Raw genomic sequence first — 26,925 nt, forward strand, 5'->3', positions numbered from 1 at the left:
GACGCCTCCCGCAGGCCGACGCCTACTTCTCCGCCTGCTTCACCGCCTGCGCTATCCAGGGCTGCAACAGTCTGGCGACGGCGGCAAAGGCGGGCACCACCACTGAATTGCCAAACTGGCGATAGGCCTGGCTGTCTGAAACCGGGATGCGAAAACGCGTTTCGCCCGGCGCCTCAAAACCCATCAGGCGGGCGCACTCTCTTGGCGTCAGGCGGCGTGGACGGCGCTGCTGGTTTTGCGGATGGTCGAAATCCGCCTCGCCCTGCTCTTTGTCCCAGCCGCGATCGATCAGGATTTCCGAGCCGTCTTTGTAGTAGCGCGCGGAGAGCGTGCGCACCACGCCGTGCTCTTTATCCGGGTCAACCAGCCCGTAACCAAAGCCGTTGCCCTTCGCCTGATGCTTTTTCGCGTAGTTATAAAGATATTTCCACAGCGACGGCGTCAGAATATATTTGGTTTCGACCTGGCTATCCAGCAGCTGGCGCAGTGGGATCCTTTGCTGTGGATAGTGCTGAGCGAGCGCGGAAAGCGTGAATTTGGGCAGGTTTAAATCGCGCCGAAACCCTACCAGCACGATACGTTCGCGGTGCTGTGGCAGAAAATGCCTGCCGTCGACGATTTTCGGATCGGCGGCGCCGTTAAGATCCGCATCGGCCACGTCGTAGCCCAGCTCGTCCAGCGTTTGCATAATGATGCGGAAGGTTTTGCCTTTGTCGTGGCTCTTCAGGTTTTTAACGTTTTCCAGTACGAAGATCGCCGGTTTCTTCGCGGTGATAATGCGCGCCACGTCGAAAAACAGCGTGCCCTGCGCTTCGCACTCAAAACCGTGAGCCCGGCCCAGCGCATTTTTTTTCGATACGCCCGCCAGCGAAAACGGCTGGCAGGGAAAACCGGCCAGCAGCACGTCGTGATCCGGCACCTGCTGGTCAATATGCCGATAGGCTTCCTGCTCGCTGACCGGCTGCGCGCTTAGCGTCACGTCGCGGATATCCTGATTGAAAACGTGTGCCTGCGGATCGCAGTACCAGTTCGCCTTATAGGTTCTGACCGAGTATTTATTCCATTCGCTGGTAAACACGCACTGCCCGCCAATCGCCTCAAAGCCGCTGCGGATACCGCCGATACCGGCAAACAGATCGATAAAGCGGAAAGCGTAATGCGGATGGTGCGCGGGCGGCTGGGGCAGTAAGCCTGCCAGCGCGTCCGCTTCCGCCTGGCTTAACGTTCCGCCTGTGCCTTTCAGCCAGCGGCTTAACGATTCCCGCGTCCACTTAGCGTGACCAACCTGCTGCAGCGTAGCCAGAAGGGTTTTGGTATCGTAAACGGCCAGCAGGCGGGCAGCCAGCTGGCGATCTTCCAGTTCAGGCTGCGCCCTGGCAATAGTGTCGAACTCGCTCATAGTCTCTCCGGAAATTAACGCCTGCCAGTCTACCACTTCATCACGCTAAAACCAGGGGCAACCGCCTTTTACTGGGGGCCGCGATCCGTGACATCGGCCGGCCATCAGCCTAAACTTGCCCTGTTTAAAACAATGGAGCTGAAATGATGAGCGATATTACGCGACCGCCGTTAACTCTGCCGAACGGCGCCGACAAACTGCTGCTGCACTCCTGCTGCGCGCCCTGCTCTGGCGAGGTTATGGAGGCCATCGCGGCGGCCGGCATTGATTACACCATCTTTTTCTATAACCCCAACATACATCCACAAAAAGAGTATCTGCTGCGCAAAGAAGAGAATATTCGCTTTGCCGAGAAGCACGGCGTGCCTTTTATCGATGCCGATTACGATACCGATAACTGGTTTGAGCGGGCTAAGGGCATGGAATGGGAGCCGGAGCGCGGCGCGCGCTGCACTATGTGTTTTGATATGCGTTTTGAACGCACCGCGCTTTATGCGCATGAAAACGGCTTCCCCGTTATTACCAGCTGCCTTGGTATCTCGCGCTGGAAAAATATGCAGCAAATAAACGAGTGCGGCGAGCGGGCTGCTGCGCCCTATCCGGGGCTGGTCTATTGGGATTACAACTGGCGGAAAAAAGGCGGATCGGCGCGCATGATTGAAATCAGCAAGCGCGAACGTTTTTATCAGCAAGAATATTGCGGCTGCGTTTATTCACTGCGCGACAGCAACCTGCACCGCAAAAGCCAGGGGCGCTCATTGATCAAGCTTGGCGTACTCTATTACGGCGATGAAAACGAGTAGCGGCTAACCGTTGAGTAAGCCTGGCGTGATCTGTTACGGCGATGAAGACGAGTAGCTACAGACGAATTTACCGCGGCGGCGAAAAAGCGTAGCGGCTGACGGCCGTCCCTGACCGGGCAGTCAGGGACGGAAAGGCTGTTACTTCTTCTTTTTCGTTTTTTTCAGTAAGGCTCGTACCTGTTTCAGCTCGCTGGCGTTCAGCTGGGGATCGACATCTTCGAGCACGCTCTGGTTGTCCACGGCCGGATGCTGCTGAGTGGTCAGACTGAGCTGTAAACGCTGGCTGACTTCCTGGCTGAGCGAAATCTGGTTTTCCTGCGCCAGGTTTTTCAGCGTTTCTTTCAAGGCGGGGTCAATTTTTAACGTTAAGCTAACAGCGTCGGTCATGCCTGAATCTCCTGATAAATGTTAGCAACACGGTAGCCTGAAAAGATCTGCTTAACCATACTGTCACAAAAATTTAATATTTCTCCCGCGCCGCGACAAATTCACGCAGCACATCCGGATCCAGCTCGCAAAATTCCCCTTTCAGTTCGGCGCAGAGTTTGGCCATATAGGTAATCAGGAAATCCGCATTGTGTTCGGCAAGCCGACGCCCTTCCGCCGTCTGCATGGTTTGCGGCAGCTTAAGCAACTTCTTCTGGAAGTGATCGAGCGCCCATTCCGCATCATTTAGCGGGCGATGGCGACCCAGCGGATCGGCGCTGTCGAACAGCGAACGGCCCAGCGCGCCGGAAACATAAAACACCCGGGCCAGTCCAATAGCACCCAGCGATTCCAGCCGGTCGGCGTCCTGAACAATTTTCGCCTCCAGCGTTTCCGCCGTTACGTCGGCGCTAAAGCTGTGGGCATGTACCGCATGCGCTACCGCCTCACGCTTATCGGCAGGAAAATCAGGAAAAACTTCCGACAAAATTCGCCGCGTTTCAACCGCAGCCTTTGCTGAAGCCAGGTGTCTTTCAGGATGGTTTTTGGGCAGGTTAACAATATCGTGGAAATAGCAGCTGGTGAGCACAACCAGTTCATCAACCGTCATCCCTTTCATAATACGCTGTGCAGTCAGCCAGACCCGCCGTAAATGGGCGATGTCGTGCGCTTTATCATCCTGCGGCCAGGTCTCAAACAGCCAGCTTTCAAAGCGGGTTTGCCAGTGGGTTAGTGTCATAGCCTTCTCCCTGTAATGTAAAATTGCAGAGACGTCAGCGGCTTTGCTTCACCGCGGCGCCACCGGCGATAAAAATGCGAACTACTTCATGTTTATAACGTTTGTCTTAACGCTTCCACAACCACTTTCCCGTTACCTTCATCGCCCGCCATTGTCAGATGGTGTGTTTTTAACCAAAAAGATAAACGCTTATAATGTTGTTTTTGCAATAAGTTACCAGCATTTTGTTGCGCAGTAAGTTAGAATCAATGCCGGTCTGCCGTCTTTTTTAGTGCGCGCCATCATCAGAAAGCTCCGATAATACCCCCTTGCGTCTACTGTAAGGTATTGTAAAGACGGTATATGTCAAATTTATGATGGCCCGCATAAACAGGCGCTAACCGGCCGTCTGAACCCGATCTTCGCCACCCGTCGCCCACAGAAAGCGAGAGCGGAGAACGGGTTCAAAAATAAACAAGCACGGCTAATGTTTGCATACTTTTTGTATACACTTTTCACTACAGGCTAACAGCATATGCCGGATCCCTTTTCGCCTGACGGCGGTGAGCGGGTCTTAACTAATAAGAAACAGGGGTCAAACCATGAAAGAACGCCCGATTTTGTTTAGCGATCAACGGGTGCGAGCACTGCTCTCAGGCCAGCAGCGCCAGACCCGACGCATTATGAAGTCACAACTTTTTGGTCCAGGCCAGGATAACCATGAAGGATGCTACGGGATTGATGTTCTGAACAATCATTTGCAGGGCAACCGCGTGATGGGTATGGATAACCTGAGCTACCACTGCCCTTACGGTCAGCCTGGCGATCGCCTGTGGGTGAGAGAGACCTGGCGCGGCCCGGTGGTTCCCGTAGAGGAGATGGCCAACTACGAGCGCAATCCGGCGCTGTTTAAATCTTCCGCCTGGTGCCGCTATCGTGCCGATACCAGCGAGTTTTCCAGCGCAGGCGAAGAAGATGAGCATTTTGGCTGGCAGGCCGGCATCCATATGCCGCGCTGGGCGAGCCGAATTGATTTAATGGTGACCGCCGTTCGGGCAGAGAAAATTCAGGATATCAGCGACGATGATGTGCTGGCCGAAGGCGTGCAGACAGACTCCCATTTTCTGAATAACTTCTTCACCATGCACAACGAGGTCATTTCTCCCAAGGATGCCTATCGCAAACAGTGGGCATTGCAGTATGGCGGCACCAGCTGGGAAGTGAACCCCTGGGTGTGGGTTATTGAATTCGAGCGTATATAACGCTGGCTCAGGCTCCGGCTGGTCTGGGCCGCCGGGGCCTGTATATATCGCTTCATCACAGAAAATCACTGAAACGCTTGCTTAAGTTCGCCCTGCTGTTCCATGCTGCTATGCCCTTTTATATGGCCTGCTCGCCGGAGACTGCGCCAAACGGTCCGCCGAGGCAGGGTGAGGTTTTTCTGCTGTGGGTTGCATCATGATTAAATGGTTCCGGAAATCCAACGATGCTGTCTTTGAGGCGCTGCCCTGGCAGCAGGCGTTAGCTATTCCACTGCTTGGCGCGCTAAATGACGCCGAGCGGCAAAAGCTTATCCAGCTCGCCACACGCTTCCTGCAGCAGAAACGGCTGGTGGCACTACAGGATTTCGCGCTGGATGAGCTGAAGTCGGCCCGGCTGGCCCTGTTGTTCTGTCTGCCGGTACTTAACCTGGGTTATGACTGGCTGGATGGCTTTCACGAGGTGTTGATCTATCCCGCGCCTTTTATTGTTGACGACGAATGGCAGGATGAGTTTGGCCTGGTGCATCGCGAGAGTATGGTGCAGTCGGGTCAAAGCTGGCAGCAGGGTCCGGTGGTGCTCAACTGGCTGGACGTGCAGGATTCGTTCGATCTTTCCGGCTATAACCTGATTGTTCACGAGGTTGCCCACAAGCTCGACAGCCGGGGCAGCGACCATGCCAACGGCGTGCCGACTATGCCGCTGCGTCACGTCGCGGCCTGGGAGCACGAGCTGGATGCCGCGATGGCCAGTATTGCAGAAGAAATCGAACTGGTCGGCGAAAATGCCGCGACGATTGATGCCTATGCGGCCAGCGATCCGGCGGAGTGCTTTGCGGTTCTGTCGGAATATTTCTTCAGCGCCCCTGAGCTGCTGAACGAACGCTTTCCTTCGCTTTATCCGCATTTTTGCCGCTTCTATCGCCAGGATCCGCTTTTGCGCAACGGCGCGGGCGCGGTACATTAGCTGCGCGCCCTGTTTTAAAGATAGCCAGTTGAAAGGTCTGGACTTTTTTCCTGTTGACACGCCAGCCCGCCCTCGCTACTATGCGCCCCATCGAAACCGATTCCTCTGTAGTTCAGTCGGTAGAACGGCGGACTGTTAATCCGTATGTCACTGGTTCGAGTCCAGTCAGAGGAGCCATATTTAAGAAGCCCGCTTAAGGAAACTTGAGCGGGCTTTTTGCTTCCTGGCCCAGGCCGCTTTTAGCATGACGCCTGCTCCCAGCCGTTTTAAGCGTCTACCCGGCCCTCATTTTATTGTGCTATGTCATACAATTACACCAGGCATGGGGTAGCAGCATTGTCAGCTCTCTACCATCCAAACGCCGGCTATGGGCTGCTTTACCCATTGAGCAGGTAATAAATTCAGCCACGCCTATTCAGCAGAAGGGCCATAATTGCTGTCAGAACACAACCAGCTTCGCCAGCCGCCGTTTTTTTAACGGCAACGGGCTGGTGAGATGGCTTTTTGCGCCCCCGGCATTGAGAATAGCGCCCACGCGGTAATCCATGAAAAAAAGAGGTTATAACATGCAACAAGGACCCTTAACGGCTGAAGAGCTGGAATGGCTTGATAATATTCTGGCGCAGTATGGCACTGACGACGCGGTGCTTGATGCTTCAGAACTGGATGGTTTGCTGACCGCCCTGCTCTCTTCGCCGGAACCTGTCTCCGACGAGCGTCTGCAGGCCATTATCTGGGGTGGCGAAAACAATCTTCCGCTTTGGAACGAAACAGACCAGCAGCGTTTCACCGAACTGGTGACGCAGCATCAGAACGATATTGCCGAGCGGCTAAAAGAGTATCCCGAGCAGTTTGAGCCGCTATTCGGCACCAGCAGCGAGGAAGATCTGGAAGTCACCATCGTGGAAGAGTGGTGCATCGGCTATATGAAAGGCGTGGCGCTGAGCGACTGGTCGGCGCTGCCGGATCACCTTCAGCCTGCGCTTCATGCGATTGCGCTACACGGCAAGGAAGAACATTTCAGCGAGCTGGAAAAAATGACGGCGGAGGAGTTTGAGCAAAGCGTGGAGGCTATTAGTCACGCCGCGCTGGAACTGGCCGGCAACTGGCCGCTGCACTAAAAGCGAAGACGTGCCGCGTTGCTGAGTACGCGGCACGGCAAAGCGCACAGCTCGTTCCAGTAGCTGTAGCGCAGCGTCAGCCGATAGCGATTATTTTTCACCGTAGCCCCTTGCGCGCAGCCAGCTCATTTCAAAGCCGTACAGCTGGCCGATCGGCAACAGCGATTCGCTCAGCCTTGACGAATCGATGCTCTCTTCGGGCGTAACCGATGGCGTAAGCCAGCCGGAGAAGGCGGCAAAATACTTTTTCAGACGCGACATAAATTTCTCCTGTAAAGCGACTGGATGCGTTAAGCGGATTTAACCGCAGGCGCGCTTAGCAGGGAAATATCCTCTTCTTCCAACCTTTCCCAAAAATCAGCTTAGGGTTTTTATGGTATTCTTGTCCGCTTCAGCCGCTAAGGCTCTGGATCACGGATTAACTGATTTGCTATGCCCGCACTTGCCAAACGAAAAAACGACCCGGAAGGGTTAAAGAAACGTATTCTTGCCGGCGCGCTGGCTACTTTTGCCGAATTTGGTTTACAGGGCGCGCGCATGGAGCAGATCGCCGACCACGCCGGGACCACTAAACGTATGGTGGTCTATCACTTTACCAATAAAGAAAAGCTGTACATGGCGGTGCTGGAACAGGTCTACCAGGCTATTCGCCAGCACGAAACCGAGCTGAACCTGACCGAACTGCCGCCGCAGCTGGCGATGCAAAAGCTGGCGGAAGCGAGTTTCGACTACCATCTCTCCCATCCCGACTTTATGCGTCTGGTGTGCAGCGAGAACCTGATGCGCGGCCGTTATATCAGCCAGTCTGCACGCATTAAGGCGTTAAATCAGAGCGCGCTTAACGTGTTGGAAGAGATCTTAACGCGCGGCAAAGCCGACGGCGTTTTCGATCCAGACGTCAATACGGTAGACGTGCACCGCCTGATTAGCAGCATCTGTACGCACAATGTCTCTAACCGCTACACCTTCAATACGCTGTTTGGCGATAACGAAAGTGAACAGCAAAGTGTTGCCCGCAATCGCCAGCTGGTAGTGGATGCCACGCTGCGCTATCTGCGGCCCGGTGCCGCATAAGGTTGTACAACTTACAAATATGTTGTACAACTTTTTTCTCCTGAACCGCTGTTGTTCCAGGGTGTTTCAGCTACGCTTACTGAAGTTAACCCCTTTAGTTCGTCCCGCATTTTATCTATTGAAAGGCCTCACGCCAGGAGTTGCCAATGGCAAGCGAAAATTCCGGTTATCCACGCCGTAAGCCGGATGCCGAAGAAGGCAAAATAATGAACTGGGCGCAGAATGCGACGCTGGCCGACAGCCACGCCGTCAGCACCCCCAAAACGGAAGAAGAGCTGTGTCGCCTGATTGCGTCCAGCCGCGGTAAAATCCGCGTAATGGGCAATAAAATGTCGCCGGGCCGCGTGCTGAAACTGGCCGCCGCAGGCGATACGCTGCTGGATCTGCGTCATCTGCGAGGATTAATCGCGATGGATGAGCACAGTGCGACCTTTGCGGGCAGCACGCCCATGCATGAGATTTATGAAATACTGAGCGCCGAAGGCAAAATGCTGCCCGCCTCCCCCGGCGTTATCGCCGCGCAAACGCTGGCGGGCGCGCTGGCGACCGGTACGCACGGTCAGGGCCTGCAGCAAAGCTCTATCGCCGACGAGGCGCTAAGCATTCGTATGGTGCTGGCCGACGGCACCGCGGCGGATTTCGATCGCGATCATCCGTTCTTTCACGCCGTGCAGCTGGGCGTGGGCGCGCTGGGCATTGTGACCCAGGTAACCCTGCGCACGCGATCTTCGCTGGTCTACACCTGTTATAAAAATGCGGTCAGCGGCGATACGCTGGAGCAGGATATCTTTGACTGGAACCATAACTATGCGCTGAGTAAAGCCTGGTGGTTCCCTAACGAAAATCAGGTGCACGTCTGGACGGCTCGCGAAGCCGATAGCGAAGAGATTGCGCAGTATCGCGCCAATAATAACGATCTGGTGAAGCAGGAACAAACCAGCGATGCGATGAACGAAACCATCGACCAGACGCTGGAACATATGCGCAGCGACACCAAAATCGTGGATGAAAACGGCAAGCCGTTCCGCACCGTCACGCGTTTTAAAGATTTCTCCGACGTAACCGGCGACGTTTACCAGGTGTTCTGTCGCGGTATCGCTACGCCGCAGATCAACGTTGAAATCGGTATTCCCATGTCGCGCGTGGGTGACGTCATCCGTAAGATTAAAGACTGGCACAGCGAAACGCAGCCGCATATGCACTACCCAATTATCTTGCGCTGTACCGGCCCTTCAGACAGCTGGCTCAGCCCGGCTTACGGCGTCGATACCTGTTTCTTTGGCTTTGTGGTTTATTACGCCGAAGACGGTTCGCTTTCTGAAGAGGGCGTCAGCTTTTTACAGGCCATCGAGCGGGTGCTGGCGGCGGAAGGCGGCAGGCCACACTGGGGCAAATACTTTGACGAGTCGCTTTACCACTGGCCGGAAATTTACCCGCAGTGGCAGGCGTTTCGGCAGGTCCGTGAAACGCTGGATCCGCAGCATAAATTTGATAATGCGTTTACCGCAGCACTGTTTGATTAATTAAGGAGAATGCCAATGAAGGCATGGGCAACCCTGCTGACGCAGCCGGGCTATCTGGTGGGCGTCAGCGCGTTGAATCGCTCGCTGAAAAAAAGCGGTAGCCGCTATCCGCTGGTGGTAATGGTCACGGAAAACATCGACGCCCAAAGCCGGCAGATCCTGGAGCAGGAAGGCTGCCTGGTGCGGGAAGTGCAGCCGATCAGCCCCGACAGCAGCCTGGAGCAGCACTACGCCAACGCGCGCTTCTCCGAAGTGTGGACCAAGCTGGCCGTCTGGCAGCTGACGGAATTTAAGCGTATCGTTTTTCTGGATGCGGATATGCTGGTGGTGCAGAACATGGATGAGCTCTTTGCCCTGACGCTGGCAAAAGAGAGTATCGCCGCGTGCCACGCCTGCCGCTGCAATCCTAACAAGATCCCGAGCTACCCGAAAAACTGGACGCCGGAAAACTGCTTCTATAGCTACTGCAGGGGCGTGGATCATACGGAGCAGCCTGACGAAGTGGATAACTATCTGAACGGGGGTTTTCTGGTGCTGACGCCGGATCGCGCCGTCTATGACGATATGCTGCAAAAGCTGGCGGAGGTGAAGGATTTATCGCGCTATCTGTTCGCCGAGCAGGACTTTCTTAACGACTACTATCATCAACGCTGGCGACCGCTGCCCTATATCTATAATGCGCTGAAAACCCTTCCCTTCCAGCACAGCGCCATGTGGCACCTGCCTGAAGTGAAGAATATTCATTACATTATCGATAAACCGTGGGAGCGTCAGCCCAACCCTGAGGATCGCTACTACTCGCTGAATAAAATGTGGTGGGAGATTGCCGGTTAACAGACCACGACATTGGTAGTGTGGGGCAGCGCCATCATCTGATCGCCGCAGGTAAAAATCAGGTCGATCGGCTGAGGGAAAGAGTGTACCCGCTCACGCAGGTAATGCAGAACCGCTTTCGGCAGCTTTGGCGCAACGGCACGAGACTCACGCAGGGCCGGACCGCTCAGGCGCAGCGTCAGGCCGCCGCTTAGCGCAGGCACCTCAATAATCACCGTGGCGGGCGCGTCGCCTGGCGAAAATTCCGCAATGGCCATGTCGGAAGCAGCATGAAGCAGCGCGACCGACGCTTCCGCTTTAGCCGTCGTTCTGGCGCCAAAACGCTGTAGGTTTTCCAGCATCGCCTCGTCGCCGAGCGAGCTGTCCAGCCAGAACGGCGTTTCCCGATCCACCAGCGTCATTAAAATAGCCGTTGCCGCAGGCGAAGCGTTGCCCCATACCGGGATTTGCGGCAGCGTCACTTTTACGCCGGGTTTACTTATCGCTTTGAGAATAAGGCGGAAGGCGCGCTGCGAATCGGCAAAAGAATGGCTGAAGCTGGCAATCAAAGTCATAAATTTTCCTGTAGAAGTCATAGGCCCGTTCGGCGACGCTAAAAAAGAGCATCGGGATGGCCGTTAAGACATTAAGCATGGCAGAAAAAAGTGACAATGGCGTTAAAAATATGTGTCGTTATAGTGAAAGCAAGCCGGGTTGACGGAAGTCGCTCAGTCCCAAACATCCGGCGTCAAAAACAGCACTCTTTCGCGCTTTCTGCGCGGCAGCAGCAGATTGACCATTTTCCCCGCTTTTTTCCACAGCAGGAAAGCCTCTGCGGCTTCCTGATATTGTTCTTCATTCAGTTTTTTTCTGACCGTGGAATTAACGAAAGCCGTTACGCCAATATTAAAAATCAGGCTGCAAAGCGCGTCATATTGATTCTGGCTAAGCGGCACGGTGACGTGTTTTGCAATAGCCTGCTCGACGACCGCTAAATCTTTGCGCAGCAGCTCGGTGGATTTTTCCGCGCTGATAATCATCTCTTTGTTAACCGCAACGCCATCGACGTGGCCGGTATGGCCTACGCCAATCGTCGCTATTCCTACAGGATCCAGATAGCCACTCAGCTTCTCGCCCTCTTCTTCTTTAATAAAGCGGATACCTTTTTCGCTAATGTTCATTCTGCTTCCTGTTCGCTAATTAACGCTGTTGCCCATATGCAGCGATCGGCTGGTTGATTCATGCCGGATAAACCGACGTATTTGCTTTAATTTATGTCAGATGAACGGGCCGCTTCCCTTTGGCCCGCAATGATAAATTAACGTGCCTGACGCCACAGGGTGTCTGCCAGACCCGGCGCCCAGTCAACGGTGTAGGCAATATGCGTCTGCAAGCAAACCCAGTTGTTACCCTGACTGGTAACAATATCGCCAGTGGTGTAAGAGCCGCCCAGCACCCATGCAGGGTACTGACCGTTATCGTCATTATCGTTGTCGCCATTACCGTTGTCGTCGGAGCCGGCAGCCAGCGTGGTGACGCTCAGTACGTTACCCGGCACGGAAAGCAGGTCCTGAGAATCCACAGCGGCAACAAAGTAACGATAAGTGGTTTCTGCACGCAGGCCGCTGTCGGTATAGCTGAGCTGAGAAGCCGCCACGCGAGCGATTTCATCGCCTTCGCGGTAAACGATGTAGCCGGCAATGGCGTTGCTGCCTTGAGAAGAGCCCCACATCAGCGCAACGCTGTCTGCGGTTACGCCCATGCTGTGCAGCCGTACTGGTGCCGTGGGTGGCGTGGTGGAGGCGGCAGGATTTTGAGTGGTCACGGTAATAGCCTCGCTGCGAACGGATTCTCTGCCTGTGGCGCTGACCGCGCTGATGGTGTAGCGGTAAGCAGTGTTTGCCTCCAGGCGGTTATCCACAAAGCTCAGCTGGGAACCATGGAAGATCATATTGTTGTCACGATACAGACGGTAAGAAACGCCTGCGGTTGAAGATGCATTCCACGCCAGCGTAATGCTGCTGGTGGTGATATCGGTCGCGTGCAGGCTCGGTGGTATTGCAGGCGCGGTTTCGCCGCCGTTGCCCACAAAATCGAGATCGATAACCTGGTAGAACGCGTTACCGGTATCGGCCACTTCCCATACCGCCAGCAGCACATGGTAGCCGCGACGCTGTGGCAGCTGGATTTCATGCGTGGTTGGGCCGGTCGGACGCAGCGTCGCGCCGTGACTCCAGAAAGGCTGCTCGGTAAATTCCGCTTTAAAGAACGGCGTGGATTCAAACTGCGCGCGGCTCAGCGGCAGGTTTGGATTCCAGTCTTCGCGGGTAATAAAGTAGTTATAACGACGAGTGGAATGCGGCGCGGTAAAGGTCCAGACGAATTTCATGATTTCGCCTGATGTGACCGTATGTTTTTTCCAGTGGGTGCCTGGCTCATCCAGGAAACGGCCGTCGCCCTGGTTGGCGCTGGCAATTTCGCCATCGCGCGGCGGCACGGCGTTAGGGCTGTCAGTTGGCGCGACCGCATCAGTCAGACCGCTCTGGGTGGCCGGGAAGAATTTACCCGCCTCACGCTGGTTCAGCTGACCGGCGTTGAGTTTACCTTCCTGCCAGGCAAAGTAAGCGCGTGAAGCTGGCGTGGCGATATGACCGTGGCGCAGTGCCGGATCGGGATTATCAGACATTGTTCTATATTCTGTAGGGATTTTATTGGTGGTAATTGGCTGCCAGAGCGAGGTAGCCAGCTCGGGCGTCCAGAAAAGGTTAGAGTCATGCTGCATGACGCAGAGATAGTTACGTGACTGCCAGCTCACGTGGGCACCATCAATATAACGCACGCCCGCGCGCCACTGTTCAAACTGCGGCTCTGGCGTGGGTTCCGGGGTGGGTTCCGGGGTTGGTTCCGGGTTTGGCTGCGGTGCAGGCACCACGCCATCGCCCGCCAGGTAGCCATAGCGACGGATAAATTCCCAGTCGTAAGGTACGTTATCGCTGGTAAAACCGGCATCCCAGTTAACGGACCAGGTCATCAGACCCGCCACAGACAGACCAGCGGCTTCAAGGCGAGCCAGAGCATTTTTTACATCCTGTGGATTAATGACATAACCGGTCGCTGCCGCATCGTTATTGGTTGGCAGGCCGATAATGAATTTTTCGCTCGGGATCTTCAGGAAGTTACGGGTACCGGTGACCAGGCTCTCAGTCAGGTAATAGAGAAAATCCTCTTTAATCGCGTCGTTGCTTTGCGACACCCATTGGTTGATTTCATCAACCCAGACGCCGTCGCCGCCCTGGTTATAGAACTGCGGTGCAACGTAATCGTAATAGCCTTCAAGACCGATGATATAAGGGCTGTAATGGCCGCCATTGGTCAGGTAAGGGAATTCTGGCGCCATGCTGATGATGAAGTTCTTACCGAACTTGCGGTAGTGATCTTTCACTACGCGCAGCGCGGCAGGGATCACCGTCTGGTTATCGGCGGCGGTAATCGCAGACTGCTCCAGATCGATATCCAGGCCGTCAAAGCCATATTTGTCGCTCAGCGCGATGATACGCTCGGCCAGCGCCGCTTCGTCCCCGGCATGCATTTCGATATGCGCATCGGCGCCGCCCATAGAGATCAGAACCTTACGGCCCTGAGCCTGCACTTTTGCGATTTCGCTACGGAATTCGGCATCCGTTCCTTTATAGGGTTTGAAATCAGGGATGCGGTCGCTGTCATCCAGCACCTTCATAAAAGCAACGGCGATAATGTTATATTGCACAGGAATTTCGGACAGGGTCATTTCCGTGAAGCGGCCCTGTTTATAACCCTGGGCGCCTACGGCTGGCCAGTTGTGCCAGAAGCCCATAACGATTTTATTTTGCGCGGAACGGTTTTCGGCAATCTGACCTGCCGATAAATTTTTATAAAATGGCATAATTCCTCCATATGCATCTGCCATGATGCATATTTCATTATGTAAAATATTCTTTTTATTATGCAGCCTGCAAGAAAAACAATGCCCTTACTGCATGCGTTGTATTTTATCCAGCCGACAAAAACAGACAAACTCAATAATTAAGATTAGCCATTAATAATTAAAAGACCCTTGTTTCACATGAATTAACTACAGGAAAAATTTTTAATTTAATTTTATCAAAACACAAAATAGACACTTTTGATTATTATATTTAATGTTTAAATTACAGTAGAGCAATTTTTACACCTGTTTATTATTTGATTTTATAACCCTGTGCAAACACCAGCAAAGCATTTCATTACATCGCCGTTTAATTTGGTTTGGGTGTTTTATTAGAGAAGGAGCAGCAGATTCAGCCAGATATTCAGGTGGGTAAATAAAATAAAAATAAATTTTCTTCTATTTAATGCAAAGGTAACATGAAAAAAACCGGCCGTATCAAGGCCGGTTTTTCACTCATGGGCATTAGCCGTTTATGGGTTTTAGTTCAATCGCGTAGTCAAGACCGTTTACCTTTACCCGCAGGCATTCTCTGGCCGTGCCAACCGACGCGGTGCTGACCACCCGGCCACGCATAATCAGGTCGTTATTGTTGTTGTAACCGTAGCCGACCCGATCCGTGCCTTCCCAGTGCTGCAAAAATGCCGTTACCGGCTCGGCATCCAGCACGGCTGCTTCCACAGCGGAAACCTGGGTATAGGACTTAATAAAACGAAAATGGACGCCGCGCGAAAAGCGGTCGTGGCAGTTAGTGGTGATCAAAGCGATACAGAAGCCGGTGTATTTGGCAAGCTTCACAAAGATCTCCCCTCTGCTGCCGCCCAGCGATCTTACCCTGACCTGCGTCACCGGACAGGACCCTTCCGCTGCCCAGGAGGCGTTAAAGCTGCCGTTCACATTCTGAACAGAGATTATCGCTTCGCCCTCCGGCGTGCGTGACGTGTAGTCGATTTGTGTTTCCGGCATCGCATTAAACTGAGAGGAACCGATAATACGCATCTGCATCTGCGTGGTCCATTCTGGCATCTCAATCTCGCCCACTTTAAACCAGGTTTCCCGATCCTGACGGTTATCCATGCGTTCCTGAGAAGTGATGTACTCGTAGTTCAGCGACCCTCCGATGCGCGCGCCGTGGTTTTCAATAAATACCTGCCCTTCTTCATAAACAGGCAGCCAGCGCTCGCCGCTGTCGGAGAGATCCAGCCCCTCGCCGTTATGCACGTTCAGCATGGTAGAAATAATACGCGTGTGGTGACACTTAAGCGGGTTTTTATTGCCTTCCAGATTCAGCGCATTAATTTTCCACTGGCCGTTGGAAAGGTTGCCGGGAAATTCGGTATGCTCAATCCAGCCGTTATGCAAAACGCACTGGGTCGCGCGTGGCAGATCGATCATCTCAGATCTCACGCCGTACTGAATATTAAAGTTGCTTAGCTCGATAGCGGTAAGGTGATCCCAGGATCCGGCAGCGCGATCGGACCAGCGGCCATAGATGACGGTGCCGGCGCAGCGGTTGGCGTACCATTGGTCGATCTTACAATCCAGCGTATCGAGCAAATCCAGCGCGCGTCCGCCCAGATCCAGGAAATGCATTCCGGTCACGCGCAGATACTGGCCGCCGTGGATAATATTTTTAAAGAAACCTTTGGTGCTGCTGTTGTCCTGACCGTTCACGATAATGCCGCTGATATAAGTCCAGCGGGCGTTGACGGTAAACATATATTCGCCGTTTTTACGATCGGAAAAAAGACGGGTGTTAGGGAAATAGCCAAAGTTAACGTGCGTGCCAGAAAGGCGGAAGCGGCTGACTTCCTGATCGGAGACGTCAAATTTAGAGATAAAGAAATTGCCTGCCGGAAAGCGTATGCCGACGTTTTCGTGCATACGAATGTTGGTTTCACGATCAACAATGCGTGTCCAGTGCCACATGCGGGTAACGGCATCCAGGCAATCCGTTTTGCCATCCGGGATAGCGCCGAAATCGACCACGGTTACGCCCGCGTTATCGGTAATATGACGCTTCCAGCGGATGCCCTGGCCGGTAACGATAGTCATCCCGCCATCTTCCGGCGCCGTCTTGTCGTTAAAGTCGCTGATAAAAATACCGCCGCCGTAGCCGGTTCCTGCACTATAGGAAAGCACAATAGCCAGTTCGCCGTGGGCGGCAGGCTCGTACGCTCGTAATTCATCAACCGAGTTCAGCATCGAGAAGTTATTTTTCTTATCAGCTGAATTCGCAAGGTATACAATTCTGTCGAAGTCAATAGCTTTGCCATCTTTATCAAGTACGTTTAAGTTACTCACCCTTTCATTTAACTTAGCCTGGCGTGATGTTAAATTATCCTGGCTGTTATCATCAACAATCCTCATTTAAAGCCTCTTTATTAAGAATATATTACCTGACGGTTTCATTTTCTGATGGGTTGCAGGCTTGCATTTAGCTTTTGTTTAGGTTAACCCCGGAAAAGGCGGTTTTACCCATATTTATATCTATGTTTTTTTGGATTGGCAGAATAATAACTGAGGTCAACTCATACAATTTTAAAAAATGTGGCTCACGCGTAAAAATTAGCATCTCTATGATTAGCAAAATAAAAACAGTCTAATTTTGTAAATCACCCCCGTTCAGAGCTTTCGTAAGTATGCTATATTTTTCATAAATTTACGCCAAGTTAACAGTTGTTAAACGATCTGGAGGTTTTATGTTTCTGTCATCTAATCTGAAATGCTTTATTGTGCTGGCGAAAGAGAAGTCATTAAAGAAGGCTTCTGAGATATTATTTGTTACCTCCTCCCCTATTTCCCGACGGATAAAAATATTAGAAGATGAGCTGGGATTTAAACTATTTTCACGCACGGATCATGATTTTACCCTGACCAAAAAAGGGTTGGAACTCTACGATAAAATAATGCCGCATTACGATAAGATGACCGAGCTGGAAGACTATTTTTCACGAAAAAGAACCAACGTTAATATCCGTCGAGGCCTGATGATTGGCGTAGAAAACCTCAACCCCTTTTTATTCAACCTGCTGGTAAAAACCCGTAAGAAGACTGAAAGTGTCTCTTATTGTTCCTGCGATACTAAAACCTCGGTGGAATCGCTCCTTTCTGGCGAGATACACGGCGTTATTTCCCATCGGGAAATCAACGATAACGGCATCATGTCGATGAATTTTTTCAGCGAACCCGCATGCTATCTTTATTCTAAAAAGTTCCCTGACTCTCAGCTTAGCGATATAAAAAACACCCCCGTTATCATTCCTACCAACGGCTTTTACGAACACTATGTGAAAAACGCACACGCCAAAATCCTCACTATGTGCCCCACGGCCCAGGTTATTATCGTGGATGATATTTATGATTATATTTCTTTGATCGCTAATGGCGAAGCCGTCGGGCTAATCAGTGAATCAATGGTATCGTTTTATCAAAGGAAAACAACTAATTTCAATGAGTTAAGTTACAGGGTCGAAAAGTTATTCCCGGAGCTCAAAACCTACATCTACTATCTGAAAGAGCGTGAGTTCTCTTTGAAATATGCGTTGGATACCGTTGATGCCGCACAGGTAAATGCGTGATTACAGAGACAGGATGTCTCTCTTTTAACACTCTTACAGGGTGAGGGCCAACGGGAAACGCATCAGGAGAAGACTTTGTCCTTGTCTGGTGTGATAAAGCAGGGTGGCAGAGTTAATGACGGCTATCAACCGCGACGGCGAAAAGCGGACTATCCCTGGCGTATTATCATCCAGGAAGAATAAGAAAGGATAAAACCCTTCATAACATTTCTACCGTCATTATGACCGACAGCCATCGCTTAACGAGAGATAAAAGAACGCAACGGCACGCTGTTTTCAGGAGCGACGATTTGATAACGATATATTATCTGGCCCGACTTTAACGTGCAGTACGCTTTCAGTAAATTCCTGTTAATGTTCGATGCTCGATTAATAAAACGCAGCAGATAAGCGTATCCGGACACGCCATCAGTTCGTCCACTTCCCCAGGCGCGTTTTCAAAGCGCATAAAGTCTTTGCGCCGGCGATCGATCGGCGTGACTACGGTGCACACGGTCATAGAATCGGTAATTTTAGATAAACTTACGTGCGCCTTGTACCGGTAATAATCCCTGCGGTTTCCGGATGCCTTACCCGCTGTAAACAGGCACCGGGTGAAAGCCGACAGCATCGGCAAGGTTTACATTACTGTAGAGGATGTTCATGCCATCGCCTGACTCATCAGCCCAAACGCCCGTACGTCCTGCGGCTGCCAGGGGATGCCTTTATACATGGTAACGGGTTCGTCAACCTGAGCCATACCCAGGGCAGCGAGCCACTCACCCAGCCCGCAGGCGCTGTCGGTGTCGATACGGACGAAGGTGCCTTCCAGGCCGGCAAGCAGCTCGCTGACCAATACTTTTGCCTGCTGTAGATTGGCACAGATAATCGGGCCGATGGCGAAACCGTGTCCGAAGCGGCGCAGGCAGGCGAATCCCACCGTTTCATCCTGTTCTTCCAGTACCAGAAAGCGGTCTGCGCTGGCAAAAAGCTCGGCGATCAGTGCCGGGCGATGCTGCCCGTGAGCCCTGGCTTCCAGCTCGCTCAGCGCCGTCAGCTCTTCGCGGCGAGCGGGGCGCAGACTTTGCGACGCCTGTGATAAAGCGCGTTCACCCGGTGCCAACGCGCCACATTGATGCTGCTCAATCGTTCCCGTGACCACAAACCCCAGCTTTTCATACAGCTCTTTGCCCATTTTCGTGGCGTGCAGGCGCAGCTGATGCCCTTCCAGCAAGGCCAGCGCCGTCTGCATAAGCCGTGTGCCGATACCTTTGCCCTGCGCTTTTTTAGCGACAATCACCAGACCAAGGGTGGCATAGTCGCCCCAGCGCCAGTAAAGCACGGTACCGATCAGCTCGCCGTTTTCCATCGCTGCCAGGCCTTCACCCAGTGCCAGCGCCTGCTGCCAATCTTCACGACGGTGCGGCCAATTTAGCCGCTGCGTCAGCGCATAAGCGGCATCAAGGTGATGCTCGTTCATCGTTGCTATGTTCATGCTTTTCTCCTTAAGTCATGCCAGGCTGTTGCAGGATGCTGCCGTCTGTCAGTCTGGCATAGCGGAACGGCACAGGATCGACCACCGGAAAAAAATCGGCCGCTAAATCAGCTCCCCGGCACCTGTTTCTCGCAGGAAAGCGTCAGGCCCGGTTCAGCCTGAAGTATTTGCGCCGGACTTTAAACGTGGGATAAAACTACCGCTGCATAGCGCAGCCCTTGTACGGCGCAGGTGTGGACGGAGATAACAATGCATAAGTGAGACCAGAAAAATTATAACGCGGCCGGATAATGCCAGAAATTGCATAACAGAAATTTATGCGGTGAATAAGGGGAAGCTTATTACATACGCCATTGTTATCGGCGCGCTGCCGTTTGCCACGCTTTTGCCGTAGCCTTTGCGAGGCACCTTAATAGCCGTCTTACCGGTAGCGGCGTCAATCGCTTCCGCCTCGATAAACAGCCCGGCATTCTGGCTGCGGTGTCCGGTGGCGGCCAGCACCGCGGCAATCGGCTTTCATTGCTGTTCTTCGGAGCGTCGCTGTAATCTTAAATCTGAAAATCCAGCACCGGCTCCACCGCGTCATGCGTGGAAAGCGCCTTGCGCTTAATCTCTTCCAGCGACAGGTTGGCGTTGCACAGTTCCAGGAACTGCCAGACATAGTTGCGCTGTAGCTGTCCGCGCTTCAGCCCCAGCCAGACGGTATTGGATTCAAACAGGTGTTTGGCTTCCAGCCGGGTCAGCGCGGCCTGCGCATCCAGCTGGCAGGCCTGATCCGCCAGCACGCCCACGCCCAGCCCCAGCTCGACATAGGTTTTTACCACGTCAGAATCCTGCGCGCTGAGCACAATATCCGGCGTCAGCCCGGCGGCATAAAAGGCGCGGTCAACGCGGGAACGGCCGGTAATGCCCTGGCGATAGGTAATTAAGGGATAGCGGCTGAGCGCCGCCAGCGAAACCGGCTGCTCCTGCTCCAGCGGATGCCCTTTTGGCACCAGCAGCGCATGATGCCAGCTGAACCAGGGAAAAGCCGCCAGCGACGGATTATTGACGACCTGTTCGCTGGCAATACCGATATCGGCTTCGCCCGCCATCAGCATGGCGACAATCTCCTGCGGCGTGCCCTGATTTAACTCCAGGCGAACACCGGGATAGAGCGCGCGAAACGCTTTGATCACCTTCGGCAGACTATAGCGCGCCTGGGTATGCGTGGTAGCGATGGTCAGCACGCCGCTGGATTCGTTGGTAAAGACATCGGCCAGGCGGCGCACCTTTCCGGCTTCATCCAGGATGCGTTCGGCAATACTCAGCAATGCCTTGCCCGGCTCGGTCATACCGAGCAGCCGCTTGCCGCGACGGATAAAGATCTCCACGCCCAGCTCATCTTCCAGATCGCGTATATGGCGGCTGACGCCGGACTGGGAGGTAAAGAGCGCATTAGCCACTTCGGTCAGGTTAAACTCGCAGCGTGCCGCTTCCCGGATGATTTTAAGTTGCTGAAAATTCACGTGCGCCTCTCCCTCTGTTATCTGTTGGTTTCAGCCATGTTAATAAGGCACATTGATAGCAACAAATAATAAAAAGAGGTTTTATATGCTTTTTAGCGATATAGCAGTGAGGCGCGCTGACGCGCGCCCGCAGAAAGGCTTTAGCTCACCAGCATCAGTTCACGATCTTCAATCGTTGGCTTATTGAGCAGCGACAGCAGGATATTTTTTACCGCCTGCGCAGAAGGAGAAAGCGGCGAGCGCGCCGAAACGTTCAGCGACAGCGGCAAATTCAGCGTCGGGCTGTTGATGCGCGCCATCCACGCATCGGCGGAGCTGACCAGCGCACGCGCTGCGGATTCCGGCAGCACGGTGACGCCCATACCGCTGGAGACGGCGGCGGTCAGCGTGGCGATCGATTCAATTTCACCGATGATGCGGGCGCTCAGGCGGCGAAGCGAAAATGCTTCATCGACGCGTTTGCGCACGGCGCTGTAGTCGCGCGGCAGAAACAGGTTCATTTTGGCCACGTCGGCTAAATCGACGTTTTGTCCCGGGCAGTCGGTTGCGCCAACCAGATAAAGTTCTTCTTTCATCAACGGCAGGCTGGTGATGCCGGCGGACGGCGCGCGGTCGTAAAGTACGGCCATATCAAGCTGACCATCCATCACTTTTTCGTTTAGCGATGCGCCGCTGTTTTCGTGCAGATAAACCAGCACTTCCGGAAACTGTTCGCGCACGGTTTGCAATAAAGGCATGGTCAGCGAAGAGGCTGCGGTACCCGGTGCCAGACCAATCGAAACCTGGCCGGTCAGCGTCTGTCCGGCATTGATCACTGCCGTTTGCGCCTGTTCACACTGCCGTAAAATGGTACGGGCGTGGGCGTATAAAATCTTCCCGGCTTCCGTAGGCGTCACGCCGCGTTTGGTGCGGATAAGCAGCTGCTGGTCCAGCTCGTTCTCCAGCGTGGCAACCTGCTGACTGAGCGCAGGCTGCGCAATATGCAGCACCTCTGCGGCCTGGGTCAGGCTACCGATATCGACGATTTTTACAAAATATTTCAGTCGTCTTAAGTTCATTTTGCCTCCGTCACGGAACGTCATTGTTACTGGCGCTAAAAGATAAGTTTTTACTCTGGTGCGGGTTAATAATTGCAAGTGACGTGCCAGAAACTTCCGGCTGCGCTTTCAGCCCATTTGTTTCAGGCTAACCGCAGGTAAAATAAGAGAATCTGATTACCCCTAAAGGAGTAACACTTTTTTTAATGCCTTCACCGGCCGCCTTGCCTGCACCGATGAGGTGCAAAATATGCTGTCAGGCTGTGCATGGTAACGTTTACATAGCATAAAAAGACGGCGACCGGGCGAAGTACAGGAGCCGGCCTGGCCCCTGCTGACTAGCGCTTTTTACGATTGCGGTACATATCCACCGACACGGCGCTGACAATAATAATGCCTTTGATAATGTCCTGAATGTAGGCGTCCACGCCAACAAAGGTAAAGCCGCTCTTAATCAGCCCTAAAATCACCGCGCCGATCAGCGTACCTGTAATCCGCCCGACGCCGCCCATCAGGCTGCTGCCGCCAATGACCGCCGCGGCAATCGCATCCAGCTCGTAGGACATCCCCATGCTGGACTGGCCGCTGCTGACGCGCGCCGCCAGCACCACGCCAGCCAGGCCGGACAGCCCGCCCGCGAGGGTATAAACAATCACCAGATATTTATTGACGTTAATCCCGGAAACTTTCGCCGAGGTCATATTGCCGCCAATGGCGTAAACGTACTTGCCGTAGCGGGTGTGTTTCAGCGCGATATGGAAGATGACCGCGACCACCAGGAAGATAACCACCGGCATTGCGCCCTGGCCGATGGCGGTAAAACTGTCGGAAAGGAAGCTAATCGGGTTGCCCTGCGTGTAGTATTGCGCCAGCCCCCGCGCAGAAACCATCATTCCCAGCGTGGCGATAAAAGGCGGAATACCGGTTTTAGTGATCAGCGCGCCGTTGACCACCCCGCAAAGCAATCCTACGCCGACCCCGGCTACAATCGGCACCGCAGCAGGCATGTTCACCAGCGACGGGAACATCGGGGAGAGGCTGTCGGAGGTTTGCGCCAGGCTTGCCGCCACTACGGCGGTTAAAGCAATGACCGAGCCGGATGAGAGATCGATCCCCGTAGTGATAATCACCTGGGTCACGCCAACCGCGATAATGCCGATGATGGCGACCTGCAAAATAATCAGCACCAGCCGGTTTGGATTGAGTAAAAACGATTGATCGCGCACGTACCAGCCCGCCGCTTCAAATATCAGCGCGATGGCGACCATAACGATAAAAATGCCGGTATCCTTTGGCATCCTCCCCTTAAAAGTGCTTAAAAACGTTGCCGAAGACGGCTGTTGGCCACTCATTTTTACGTCGCTCATGGTTTCAGCCCTTATTCAGACGCCAGTGACAAAATGGATTCCTGATCGGCCTCTTCTTTATTGAGGATGCCGGTGATGCGGCCGCCGTGCATGACCATTACCCGATCGCTCATGCCGAGTATTTCCGGCAGCTCAGAAGAAACCATAATGATGGCGACGCCGCGATTCGCCAGTTCGCTGATTAGCCGGTAAATTTCCGCTTTCGCGCCCACATCGATGCCGCGCGTCGGCTCGTCCAGGATCAGGACTTTGGGCTGGGCCAGCAGCCAGCGGGCGATCAGCACCTTTTGCTGGTTGCCGCCGCTGAGGTTATTGATAATTTGATCCATAGTGGGCGTTTTGATGTTCAGGCGGCGGATCTGCTCCATGCAGTCCTTAGCCATCTGGATATGGCTGACGAAACCCGCCCGGCTGCTATATTCCGGCATATTGACGATGCTCATGTTTTCCATTACCGACAGCACCAGAAACAGACCGGACTTTTTACGATCTTCGGTAAGAAAAGCCAGCCCCTTTTCTATCGCCGTGGCAGGCGAATCTATCTTTACCGGCACGCCGTCAATCAGGATTTCGCCGCCGTCGGGGCTTGTCATGCCAAACAGGCTTTCCATCACCTCGCTGCGGCCCGCGCCGACCAGCCCTGCCACGCCCAGAATTTCACCACGGCGCACGCCGAAGCTGACGTCGTGAAACACACCTTTACGCTGTAAATGGCGTACCGTCAGCACCTCTTCACCAATGGCCGTGTTGAACTTAGGAAAAAGCTGGGTCAGCTCGCGTCCGACCATCTGGGTAATCAGCGACTGCCGCGTATAGTCCGCCGTTGCGCTGCTGCCGACCCAGGCACCGTCGCGAAATACGCTGACCTCATCGGTAATCGCAAAGATTTCATCCATTTTATGGCTGATATAGATGATGGCTTTACCCTGCTCTCTGAGATCGCGGATGATAGCGAAAAGATGCGAAACCTCGGTTTCGGTCAGCGCGGAGGTTGGCTCATCCATAATCACCACATCCGCATTCCAGGATACGGCTTTAGCGATCTCTACCATTTGCTGCGAGGCGATGCTCAGCTCGCCTACCAGCGCCTCAGGCGCAAGACGAATGTTTAGTCTGGTTAACAGCTCGCGAGTCTGGCGATTAAGGCTGCCGTGATCGACAAAGCCGTATTTCATCGGCTCGCGGCCCAGCCAGATGTTTTCCGCCACCGTCATACAGGGCACCAGGTTAAGCTCCTGGTGGATCATCGAAATGCCTGCGCGCAGCGCGTCCAGCGTGTCCTGAAACGCTACCGCCTCGCCCCTGACGCGGATTAAGCCTTCATCCGGACGATAAATCCCTATCAGGCATTTCATCAGCGTGGATTTTCCGGCGCCGTTTTCGCCCATCAGCGCGTGAACGCTGCCGGGCCTGACCCGTAAAGAGACGTTGCTCAGTGCCTTTACGCCAGGGAAAAACTTGCTGATGCCTTCGGCTTCAAGTGCATATGCGGTCATGATGCACCCCGGCTATTTCTGGTTCAGGCTGGTAAACTTCGCCATGTTTTCTTTGGTGATCAGCTGGAAAGGGATATCGACGTCTGATTCCACGCTTTCGCCTTTCGCCAGCTTCACCGCCGCCTGTACCGCGCCCTCACCCTGGCCTTTCGCATCCTGAAAGACGGTGGCAACCATTTTGCCGTTTTTGATCATTTGCAGCGCGTCCGGCGTGCCGTCAACGCCCGCTACCAGCACATGGCTGCTATTTTTGCCCAGCGCCTGAAGCGCGCCAATCGCCATTTCGTCGTTATTGGCAGCGATCGCCTGAATATCGTCACCGGCAGTGAGCCAGTTGCTGACCACATCTACCGCATCGTTACGCATAAACTTCGCGGTTTGCTCCTGAACGATTTTCAAACCGGGATATTTCGCGACAATCTCCTTTACGCCTTTAGTCCGTTCACGCGTCGATTCATTGGCCAAATCGCCTAACAGGATGGCGACGTTGCCTCGATAATTCATTTGCTTAGCCAGTGCTTCCATCTGCAAACGTCCCGCCAGCTGCGAATTGGAACCCACATAGGCCATTTTTCCCGTCAGTTCGGCTGCGGGACGGCGGTTGATAAATATCAGCGGGATGCCCGCTTTGCTGGCCTGATCCATGATCGGTTTAACCGCATTGGTGTCGACCGGATTGACGATAATGGCGTCCACGTCCTGCCCGATAAAGTTCTGCACCTGCTGTAGCTGCTGGGAAACATCGTTTTTGGCGTCTTCTACCTGTCCTTTAACGTTTTCTTTTTGAAGTTCTTTTTGCATAGAGTTGCGAACGATGGTGAGAAAGTTGTCGTCAAACAGCGCCATTGAGATCCCAATCTGGAGATCTTTTGCCAGCGCGACAGCGGGCAGCGAACAGACCAACAGTAACCCTGCAACGAATTTTTTCATGATAGAGCCCTTTTGTGATTAGCTTGTGCGGCTGGCTGGACCTCGAATGAAAGATATCTTTTACATTCACACAACTTCACCGGCGCCTGGAGAACATATTTAAGCGGTAATAAGGCAATTACTCGGCCAGATCCCTCCCGGGGATTCATGATAATTATCAAAGTATTAATTTAATTTTCCAGCGTTTACCTTGCCGACACATAGCGGTCGGCTTATTTATCAGTGCAATTGTTCCATAATTAAAATTTTTGAAACTTTTTACATAAAAGCACCGAAACGCACGTTTTAAAAATGCCAAATAATAAAATTTTGACACACCTCTAACATCAGCAAGGCATTCGCCGTAAAGTGCGATCTGGCGCAAGAGATTGAATTTTGCCCGAACGGGCGAGAAACAGAGCGGGTTGCTGATTTTGCGGTCGAACGCGCGGGAAAATCGCATTCGGCCTTTGACACGCCCGGATGCGGCCGTTACTATGCGCCCCATCGAAACCGATTCCTCTGTAGTTCAGTCGGTAGAACGGCGGACTGTTAATCCGTATGTCACTGGTTCGAGTCCAGTCAGAGGAGCCATATTTAAGAAGCCCGCTTAAGGAAACTTAAGCGGGCTTTTTGCTGGATTAAACCCCATCAGGCTTTCGCAGAACTGTGGGTTGACACCTTAGCGCACCATTTTTCTACGCGCTGCGTTTTTTTCAGCAAGGTCTGATAATTAAACAGGCCGCACCCCAGGCGCCCTCACTGCCTTCATCATGGATATCGGAAATAATCTGTTCGACCCGGTAACGATCGGAGATATTTTCGCTGACATAGGTTTCTACTCGTTCGAATTTATTCAGTACTTTCTGCGCCCCGCTGAGCAATTCGCCATCTGCTGCCGAATAATAGTAAGCAAATACGCCAAATTTTATGGATGAGGCGTCGCGGTTAATAGAAAGTACTGAGGTTATCCTTTCAATATCGTGATACCAGCCCGACGGGCCGCCCGGCTGGTTTTTGACTTCGATTACCGCTCGCGGCTGGGCTTTTCCCCACCACAGCAGAAGATCGAAACGGCCGCTCAAACGCGCCTTAACCGGCTTTGGCCCCGGCGCTACCGCGCCAGCGTGATCCATTGAGCTAAACCCATTGCTTTCAAGCGTCACGAATTTAGCGCCCGGCATGTCGCTTAGCGCTTTGGCAATATAGGTAGTGAGCATATATTCCGCAGCTGTCCAGACCCAGTATCCACCGGACATTTGGCGATAATCTTCATGCGCTTTTTCTATACCTGAAATGATAGCGCCACTAATTGTTTCAGTTGAAACGACAGCCATTTGGTCATCCTTATTAAAAAAAAGGATAAGCCTATACCGCAGAGCCGATTTCTATGCCCTTAATAACGTTAATTATTAACCTTAGTTCGAAGCTTAAAGATAAACCTTTACGGGAAATTTTGTCATAATGCCTATTCTTTAGCCAGCGC

At 53.2% G+C, this 26,925-nt stretch carries 24 protein-coding genes and 2 tRNA genes; 10 read left to right on the top strand and 16 right to left on the bottom strand.

The window, feature by feature from the left end:
- Positions 1–22: 22 nt before the first annotated feature.
- Positions 23–1,399, bottom strand: coding sequence for a DNA cytosine methyltransferase (locus tag EGK14_RS05210; RefSeq protein ID WP_125288029.1), 1,377 nt, complete (start codon positions 1,397–1,399; stop codon positions 23–25).
- Between the two features lie 146 nt (positions 1,400–1,545).
- Here EGK14_RS05210 and EGK14_RS05215 point away from each other — a divergent pair, with 146 nt between their 5' ends.
- The gene (locus EGK14_RS05215; protein WP_125288319.1) at positions 1,546–2,202 is read left to right on the top strand and encodes an epoxyqueuosine reductase QueH; all 657 of its coding nucleotides are present in this window, start codon (positions 1,546–1,548) and stop codon (positions 2,200–2,202) included.
- A gap of 138 nt (positions 2,203–2,340) precedes the next feature.
- Here the strand turns inward: EGK14_RS05215 and EGK14_RS05220 are convergent, their stop codons facing one another.
- Positions 2,341–2,589: a hypothetical protein gene (locus EGK14_RS05220; protein ID WP_125288030.1), complete on the bottom strand. Its 249-nt coding sequence runs from the start codon at positions 2,587–2,589 to the stop codon at positions 2,341–2,343.
- A gap of 73 nt (positions 2,590–2,662) precedes the next feature.
- Positions 2,663–3,367: a phosphohydrolase gene (locus tag EGK14_RS05225; protein ID WP_125288031.1), complete on the bottom strand. Its 705-nt coding sequence runs from the start codon at positions 3,365–3,367 to the stop codon at positions 2,663–2,665.
- A 581-nt stretch (positions 3,368–3,948) separates the two neighbouring features.
- On the opposite strand from EGK14_RS05225, the gene EGK14_RS05230 reads away from it, so the two are divergent.
- The 4 genes from EGK14_RS05230 (at position 3,949) to EGK14_RS05245 (ending at position 6,693) form a co-directional block, all read left to right on the top strand.
- Complete coding sequence (locus EGK14_RS05230; RefSeq protein ID WP_125288032.1) at positions 3,949–4,608, top strand: hypothetical protein; 660 nt, start codon at positions 3,949–3,951, stop codon at positions 4,606–4,608.
- A 196-nt stretch (positions 4,609–4,804) separates the two neighbouring features.
- Positions 4,805–5,572 (top strand): DgsA anti-repressor MtfA, encoded by a 768-nt coding sequence (mtfA, locus tag EGK14_RS05235; protein WP_125288033.1) that lies wholly within the window; start codon positions 4,805–4,807, stop codon positions 5,570–5,572.
- Between the two features lie 101 nt (positions 5,573–5,673).
- A tRNA-Asn gene (locus tag EGK14_RS05240) sits at positions 5,674–5,749 on the top strand.
- Between the two features lie 389 nt (positions 5,750–6,138).
- On the top strand, positions 6,139–6,693 hold the full coding sequence (locus EGK14_RS05245) for a UPF0149 family protein (RefSeq protein WP_125288034.1): 555 nt from the start codon (positions 6,139–6,141) through the stop codon (positions 6,691–6,693).
- A 90-nt stretch (positions 6,694–6,783) separates the two neighbouring features.
- Here EGK14_RS05245 and EGK14_RS21255 read toward each other — a convergent pair whose 3' ends face one another.
- On the bottom strand, positions 6,784–6,954 hold the full coding sequence (locus EGK14_RS21255) for a hypothetical protein (protein WP_158616030.1): 171 nt from the start codon (positions 6,952–6,954) through the stop codon (positions 6,784–6,786).
- A gap of 171 nt (positions 6,955–7,125) precedes the next feature.
- On the opposite strand from EGK14_RS21255, the gene EGK14_RS05250 reads away from it, so the two are divergent.
- The 3 genes from EGK14_RS05250 (at position 7,126) to EGK14_RS05260 (ending at position 10,124) form a co-directional block, all read left to right on the top strand.
- Positions 7,126–7,767: a TetR family transcriptional regulator gene (locus EGK14_RS05250; protein ID WP_125288035.1), complete on the top strand. Its 642-nt coding sequence runs from the start codon at positions 7,126–7,128 to the stop codon at positions 7,765–7,767.
- 146 nt (positions 7,768–7,913) lie between these two features.
- Positions 7,914–9,290 carry a D-arabinono-1,4-lactone oxidase gene (locus tag EGK14_RS05255; protein ID WP_125288036.1) on the top strand — a complete coding sequence of 459 codons (1,377 nt, stop codon included), beginning with the start codon at positions 7,914–7,916 and terminating at the stop codon, positions 9,288–9,290.
- Positions 9,291–9,305: 15 nt separating this feature from the next.
- Positions 9,306–10,124, top strand: coding sequence for a glycosyltransferase family 8 protein (locus EGK14_RS05260; RefSeq protein ID WP_125288037.1), 819 nt, complete (start codon positions 9,306–9,308; stop codon positions 10,122–10,124).
- On the opposite strand, the gene phnH is transcribed toward EGK14_RS05260, so the two are convergent.
- From phnH to EGK14_RS05285, 4 genes are all read right to left on the bottom strand, one after another.
- Positions 10,121–10,678, bottom strand: a complete 558-nt coding sequence (gene phnH, locus EGK14_RS05265) for a phosphonate C-P lyase system protein PhnH (protein ID WP_125288038.1) — start codon at positions 10,676–10,678, stop codon at positions 10,121–10,123. The two genes, EGK14_RS05260 and phnH, sit on opposite strands and share 4 nt — an antisense overlap.
- Before the next feature lie 153 nt (positions 10,679–10,831).
- The gene (locus EGK14_RS05270; RefSeq protein ID WP_125288039.1) at positions 10,832–11,284 is read right to left on the bottom strand and encodes a lysozyme; all 453 of its coding nucleotides are present in this window, start codon (positions 11,282–11,284) and stop codon (positions 10,832–10,834) included.
- 137 nt (positions 11,285–11,421) lie between these two features.
- Positions 11,422–14,025 carry a lytic polysaccharide monooxygenase gene (locus tag EGK14_RS21545; RefSeq protein ID WP_233598448.1) on the bottom strand — a complete coding sequence of 868 codons (2,604 nt, stop codon included), beginning with the start codon at positions 14,023–14,025 and terminating at the stop codon, positions 11,422–11,424.
- Between the two features lie 507 nt (positions 14,026–14,532).
- The gene (locus EGK14_RS05285) at positions 14,533–16,371 is read right to left on the bottom strand and encodes a hypothetical protein (protein WP_148101247.1); all 1,839 of its coding nucleotides are present in this window, start codon (positions 16,369–16,371) and stop codon (positions 14,533–14,535) included.
- A 398-nt stretch (positions 16,372–16,769) separates the two neighbouring features.
- Between EGK14_RS05285 and EGK14_RS05290 the strand changes: the two genes are divergently transcribed.
- Positions 16,770–17,648: a LysR family transcriptional regulator gene (locus tag EGK14_RS05290; RefSeq protein ID WP_125288041.1), complete on the top strand. Its 879-nt coding sequence runs from the start codon at positions 16,770–16,772 to the stop codon at positions 17,646–17,648.
- A 640-nt stretch (positions 17,649–18,288) separates the two neighbouring features.
- On the opposite strand, the gene EGK14_RS05300 is transcribed toward EGK14_RS05290, so the two are convergent.
- The 7 genes from EGK14_RS05300 to EGK14_RS05330 all read right to left on the bottom strand — a co-directional run bounded on the left by EGK14_RS05300 (position 18,289) and on the right by EGK14_RS05330 (position 25,460).
- Positions 18,289–19,122 (bottom strand): GNAT family N-acetyltransferase, encoded by an 834-nt coding sequence (locus EGK14_RS05300; protein ID WP_233598449.1) that lies wholly within the window; start codon positions 19,120–19,122, stop codon positions 18,289–18,291.
- Positions 19,123–19,437: 315 nt separating this feature from the next.
- Positions 19,438–19,623, bottom strand: coding sequence for a DUF3313 family protein (locus EGK14_RS05305; RefSeq protein WP_233598450.1), 186 nt, complete (start codon positions 19,621–19,623; stop codon positions 19,438–19,440).
- Between the two features lie 47 nt (positions 19,624–19,670).
- A complete protein-coding gene (cbl, locus tag EGK14_RS05310) occupies positions 19,671–20,630 on the bottom strand; it encodes an HTH-type transcriptional regulator Cbl (RefSeq protein ID WP_125288043.1) in 960 nt (319 codons plus the stop codon).
- A gap of 140 nt (positions 20,631–20,770) precedes the next feature.
- Positions 20,771–21,688, bottom strand: coding sequence for a nitrogen assimilation transcriptional regulator NAC (nac, locus tag EGK14_RS05315; protein ID WP_125288044.1), 918 nt, complete (start codon positions 21,686–21,688; stop codon positions 20,771–20,773).
- A gap of 317 nt (positions 21,689–22,005) precedes the next feature.
- Positions 22,006–23,019: an ABC transporter permease gene (locus EGK14_RS05320; protein ID WP_370256043.1), complete on the bottom strand. Its 1,014-nt coding sequence runs from the start codon at positions 23,017–23,019 to the stop codon at positions 22,006–22,008.
- A gap of 26 nt (positions 23,020–23,045) precedes the next feature.
- Positions 23,046–24,530: a sugar ABC transporter ATP-binding protein gene (locus EGK14_RS05325; RefSeq protein WP_125288046.1), complete on the bottom strand. Its 1,485-nt coding sequence runs from the start codon at positions 24,528–24,530 to the stop codon at positions 23,046–23,048.
- 12 nt (positions 24,531–24,542) lie between these two features.
- The gene (locus EGK14_RS05330; protein ID WP_125288047.1) at positions 24,543–25,460 is read right to left on the bottom strand and encodes a sugar ABC transporter substrate-binding protein; all 918 of its coding nucleotides are present in this window, start codon (positions 25,458–25,460) and stop codon (positions 24,543–24,545) included.
- Positions 25,461–25,957: 497 nt separating this feature from the next.
- On the opposite strand from EGK14_RS05330, the gene EGK14_RS05335 reads away from it, so the two are divergent.
- Positions 25,958–26,033: transfer RNA gene (locus EGK14_RS05335), tRNA-Asn, on the top strand.
- Between the two features lie 122 nt (positions 26,034–26,155).
- Here EGK14_RS05335 and EGK14_RS05340 read toward each other — a convergent pair.
- Positions 26,156–26,776 carry a hypothetical protein gene (locus EGK14_RS05340; RefSeq protein WP_125288048.1) on the bottom strand — a complete coding sequence of 207 codons (621 nt, stop codon included), beginning with the start codon at positions 26,774–26,776 and terminating at the stop codon, positions 26,156–26,158.
- Between the last annotated feature and the right edge of the window lie 149 nt (positions 26,777–26,925).

Source organism: Erwinia sp. 198 (assembly GCF_003937915.1).
Taxonomy (GTDB): Bacteria; Pseudomonadota; Gammaproteobacteria; order Enterobacterales; family Enterobacteriaceae; genus Erwinia; species Erwinia aeris.

Bases quoted from the DNA above. Each gene is read 5' to 3' on its own strand.
- EGK14_RS05225 (WP_125288031.1), bottom strand. From the start codon at position 3,367: ATGACACTAACCCACTGGCAAACCCGCTTTGAAAGCTGGCTGTTTGAG.
- EGK14_RS21545 (WP_233598448.1), bottom strand. From the start codon at position 14,025: ATGCCATTTTATAAAAATTTATCGGCAGGTCAGATTGCCGAAAACCGT.
- mtfA (WP_125288033.1), top strand. From the start codon at position 4,805: ATGATTAAATGGTTCCGGAAATCCAACGATGCTGTCTTTGAGGCGCTG.
- EGK14_RS05320 (WP_370256043.1), bottom strand. From the start codon at position 23,019: ATGAGTGGCCAACAGCCGTCTTCGGCAACGTTTTTAAGCACTTTTAAG.
- EGK14_RS05230 (WP_125288032.1), top strand. From the start codon at position 3,949: ATGAAAGAACGCCCGATTTTGTTTAGCGATCAACGGGTGCGAGCACTG.
- EGK14_RS05340 (WP_125288048.1), bottom strand. From the start codon at position 26,776: ATGGCTGTCGTTTCAACTGAAACAATTAGTGGCGCTATCATTTCAGGT.
- EGK14_RS05250 (WP_125288035.1), top strand. From the start codon at position 7,126: ATGCCCGCACTTGCCAAACGAAAAAACGACCCGGAAGGGTTAAAGAAA.
- EGK14_RS05255 (WP_125288036.1), top strand. From the start codon at position 7,914: ATGGCAAGCGAAAATTCCGGTTATCCACGCCGTAAGCCGGATGCCGAA.
- EGK14_RS05325 (WP_125288046.1), bottom strand. From the start codon at position 24,530: ATGACCGCATATGCACTTGAAGCCGAAGGCATCAGCAAGTTTTTCCCT.
- EGK14_RS05245 (WP_125288034.1), top strand. From the start codon at position 6,139: ATGCAACAAGGACCCTTAACGGCTGAAGAGCTGGAATGGCTTGATAAT.
- EGK14_RS05270 (WP_125288039.1), bottom strand. From the start codon at position 11,284: ATGAACATTAGCGAAAAAGGTATCCGCTTTATTAAAGAAGAAGAGGGC.
- nac (WP_125288044.1), bottom strand. From the start codon at position 21,688: ATGAACTTAAGACGACTGAAATATTTTGTAAAAATCGTCGATATCGGT.
- EGK14_RS21255 (WP_158616030.1), bottom strand. From the start codon at position 6,954: ATGTCGCGTCTGAAAAAGTATTTTGCCGCCTTCTCCGGCTGGCTTACG.
- EGK14_RS05330 (WP_125288047.1), bottom strand. From the start codon at position 25,460: ATGAAAAAATTCGTTGCAGGGTTACTGTTGGTCTGTTCGCTGCCCGCT.
- phnH (WP_125288038.1), bottom strand. From the start codon at position 10,678: ATGACTTTGATTGCCAGCTTCAGCCATTCTTTTGCCGATTCGCAGCGC.
- EGK14_RS05220 (WP_125288030.1), bottom strand. From the start codon at position 2,589: ATGACCGACGCTGTTAGCTTAACGTTAAAAATTGACCCCGCCTTGAAA.
- EGK14_RS05260 (WP_125288037.1), top strand. From the start codon at position 9,306: ATGAAGGCATGGGCAACCCTGCTGACGCAGCCGGGCTATCTGGTGGGC.
- EGK14_RS05300 (WP_233598449.1), bottom strand. From the start codon at position 19,122: ATGAACATAGCAACGATGAACGAGCATCACCTTGATGCCGCTTATGCG.
- EGK14_RS05215 (WP_125288319.1), top strand. From the start codon at position 1,546: ATGAGCGATATTACGCGACCGCCGTTAACTCTGCCGAACGGCGCCGAC.
- EGK14_RS05210 (WP_125288029.1), bottom strand. From the start codon at position 1,399: ATGAGCGAGTTCGACACTATTGCCAGGGCGCAGCCTGAACTGGAAGAT.
- EGK14_RS05290 (WP_125288041.1), top strand. From the start codon at position 16,770: ATGTTTCTGTCATCTAATCTGAAATGCTTTATTGTGCTGGCGAAAGAG.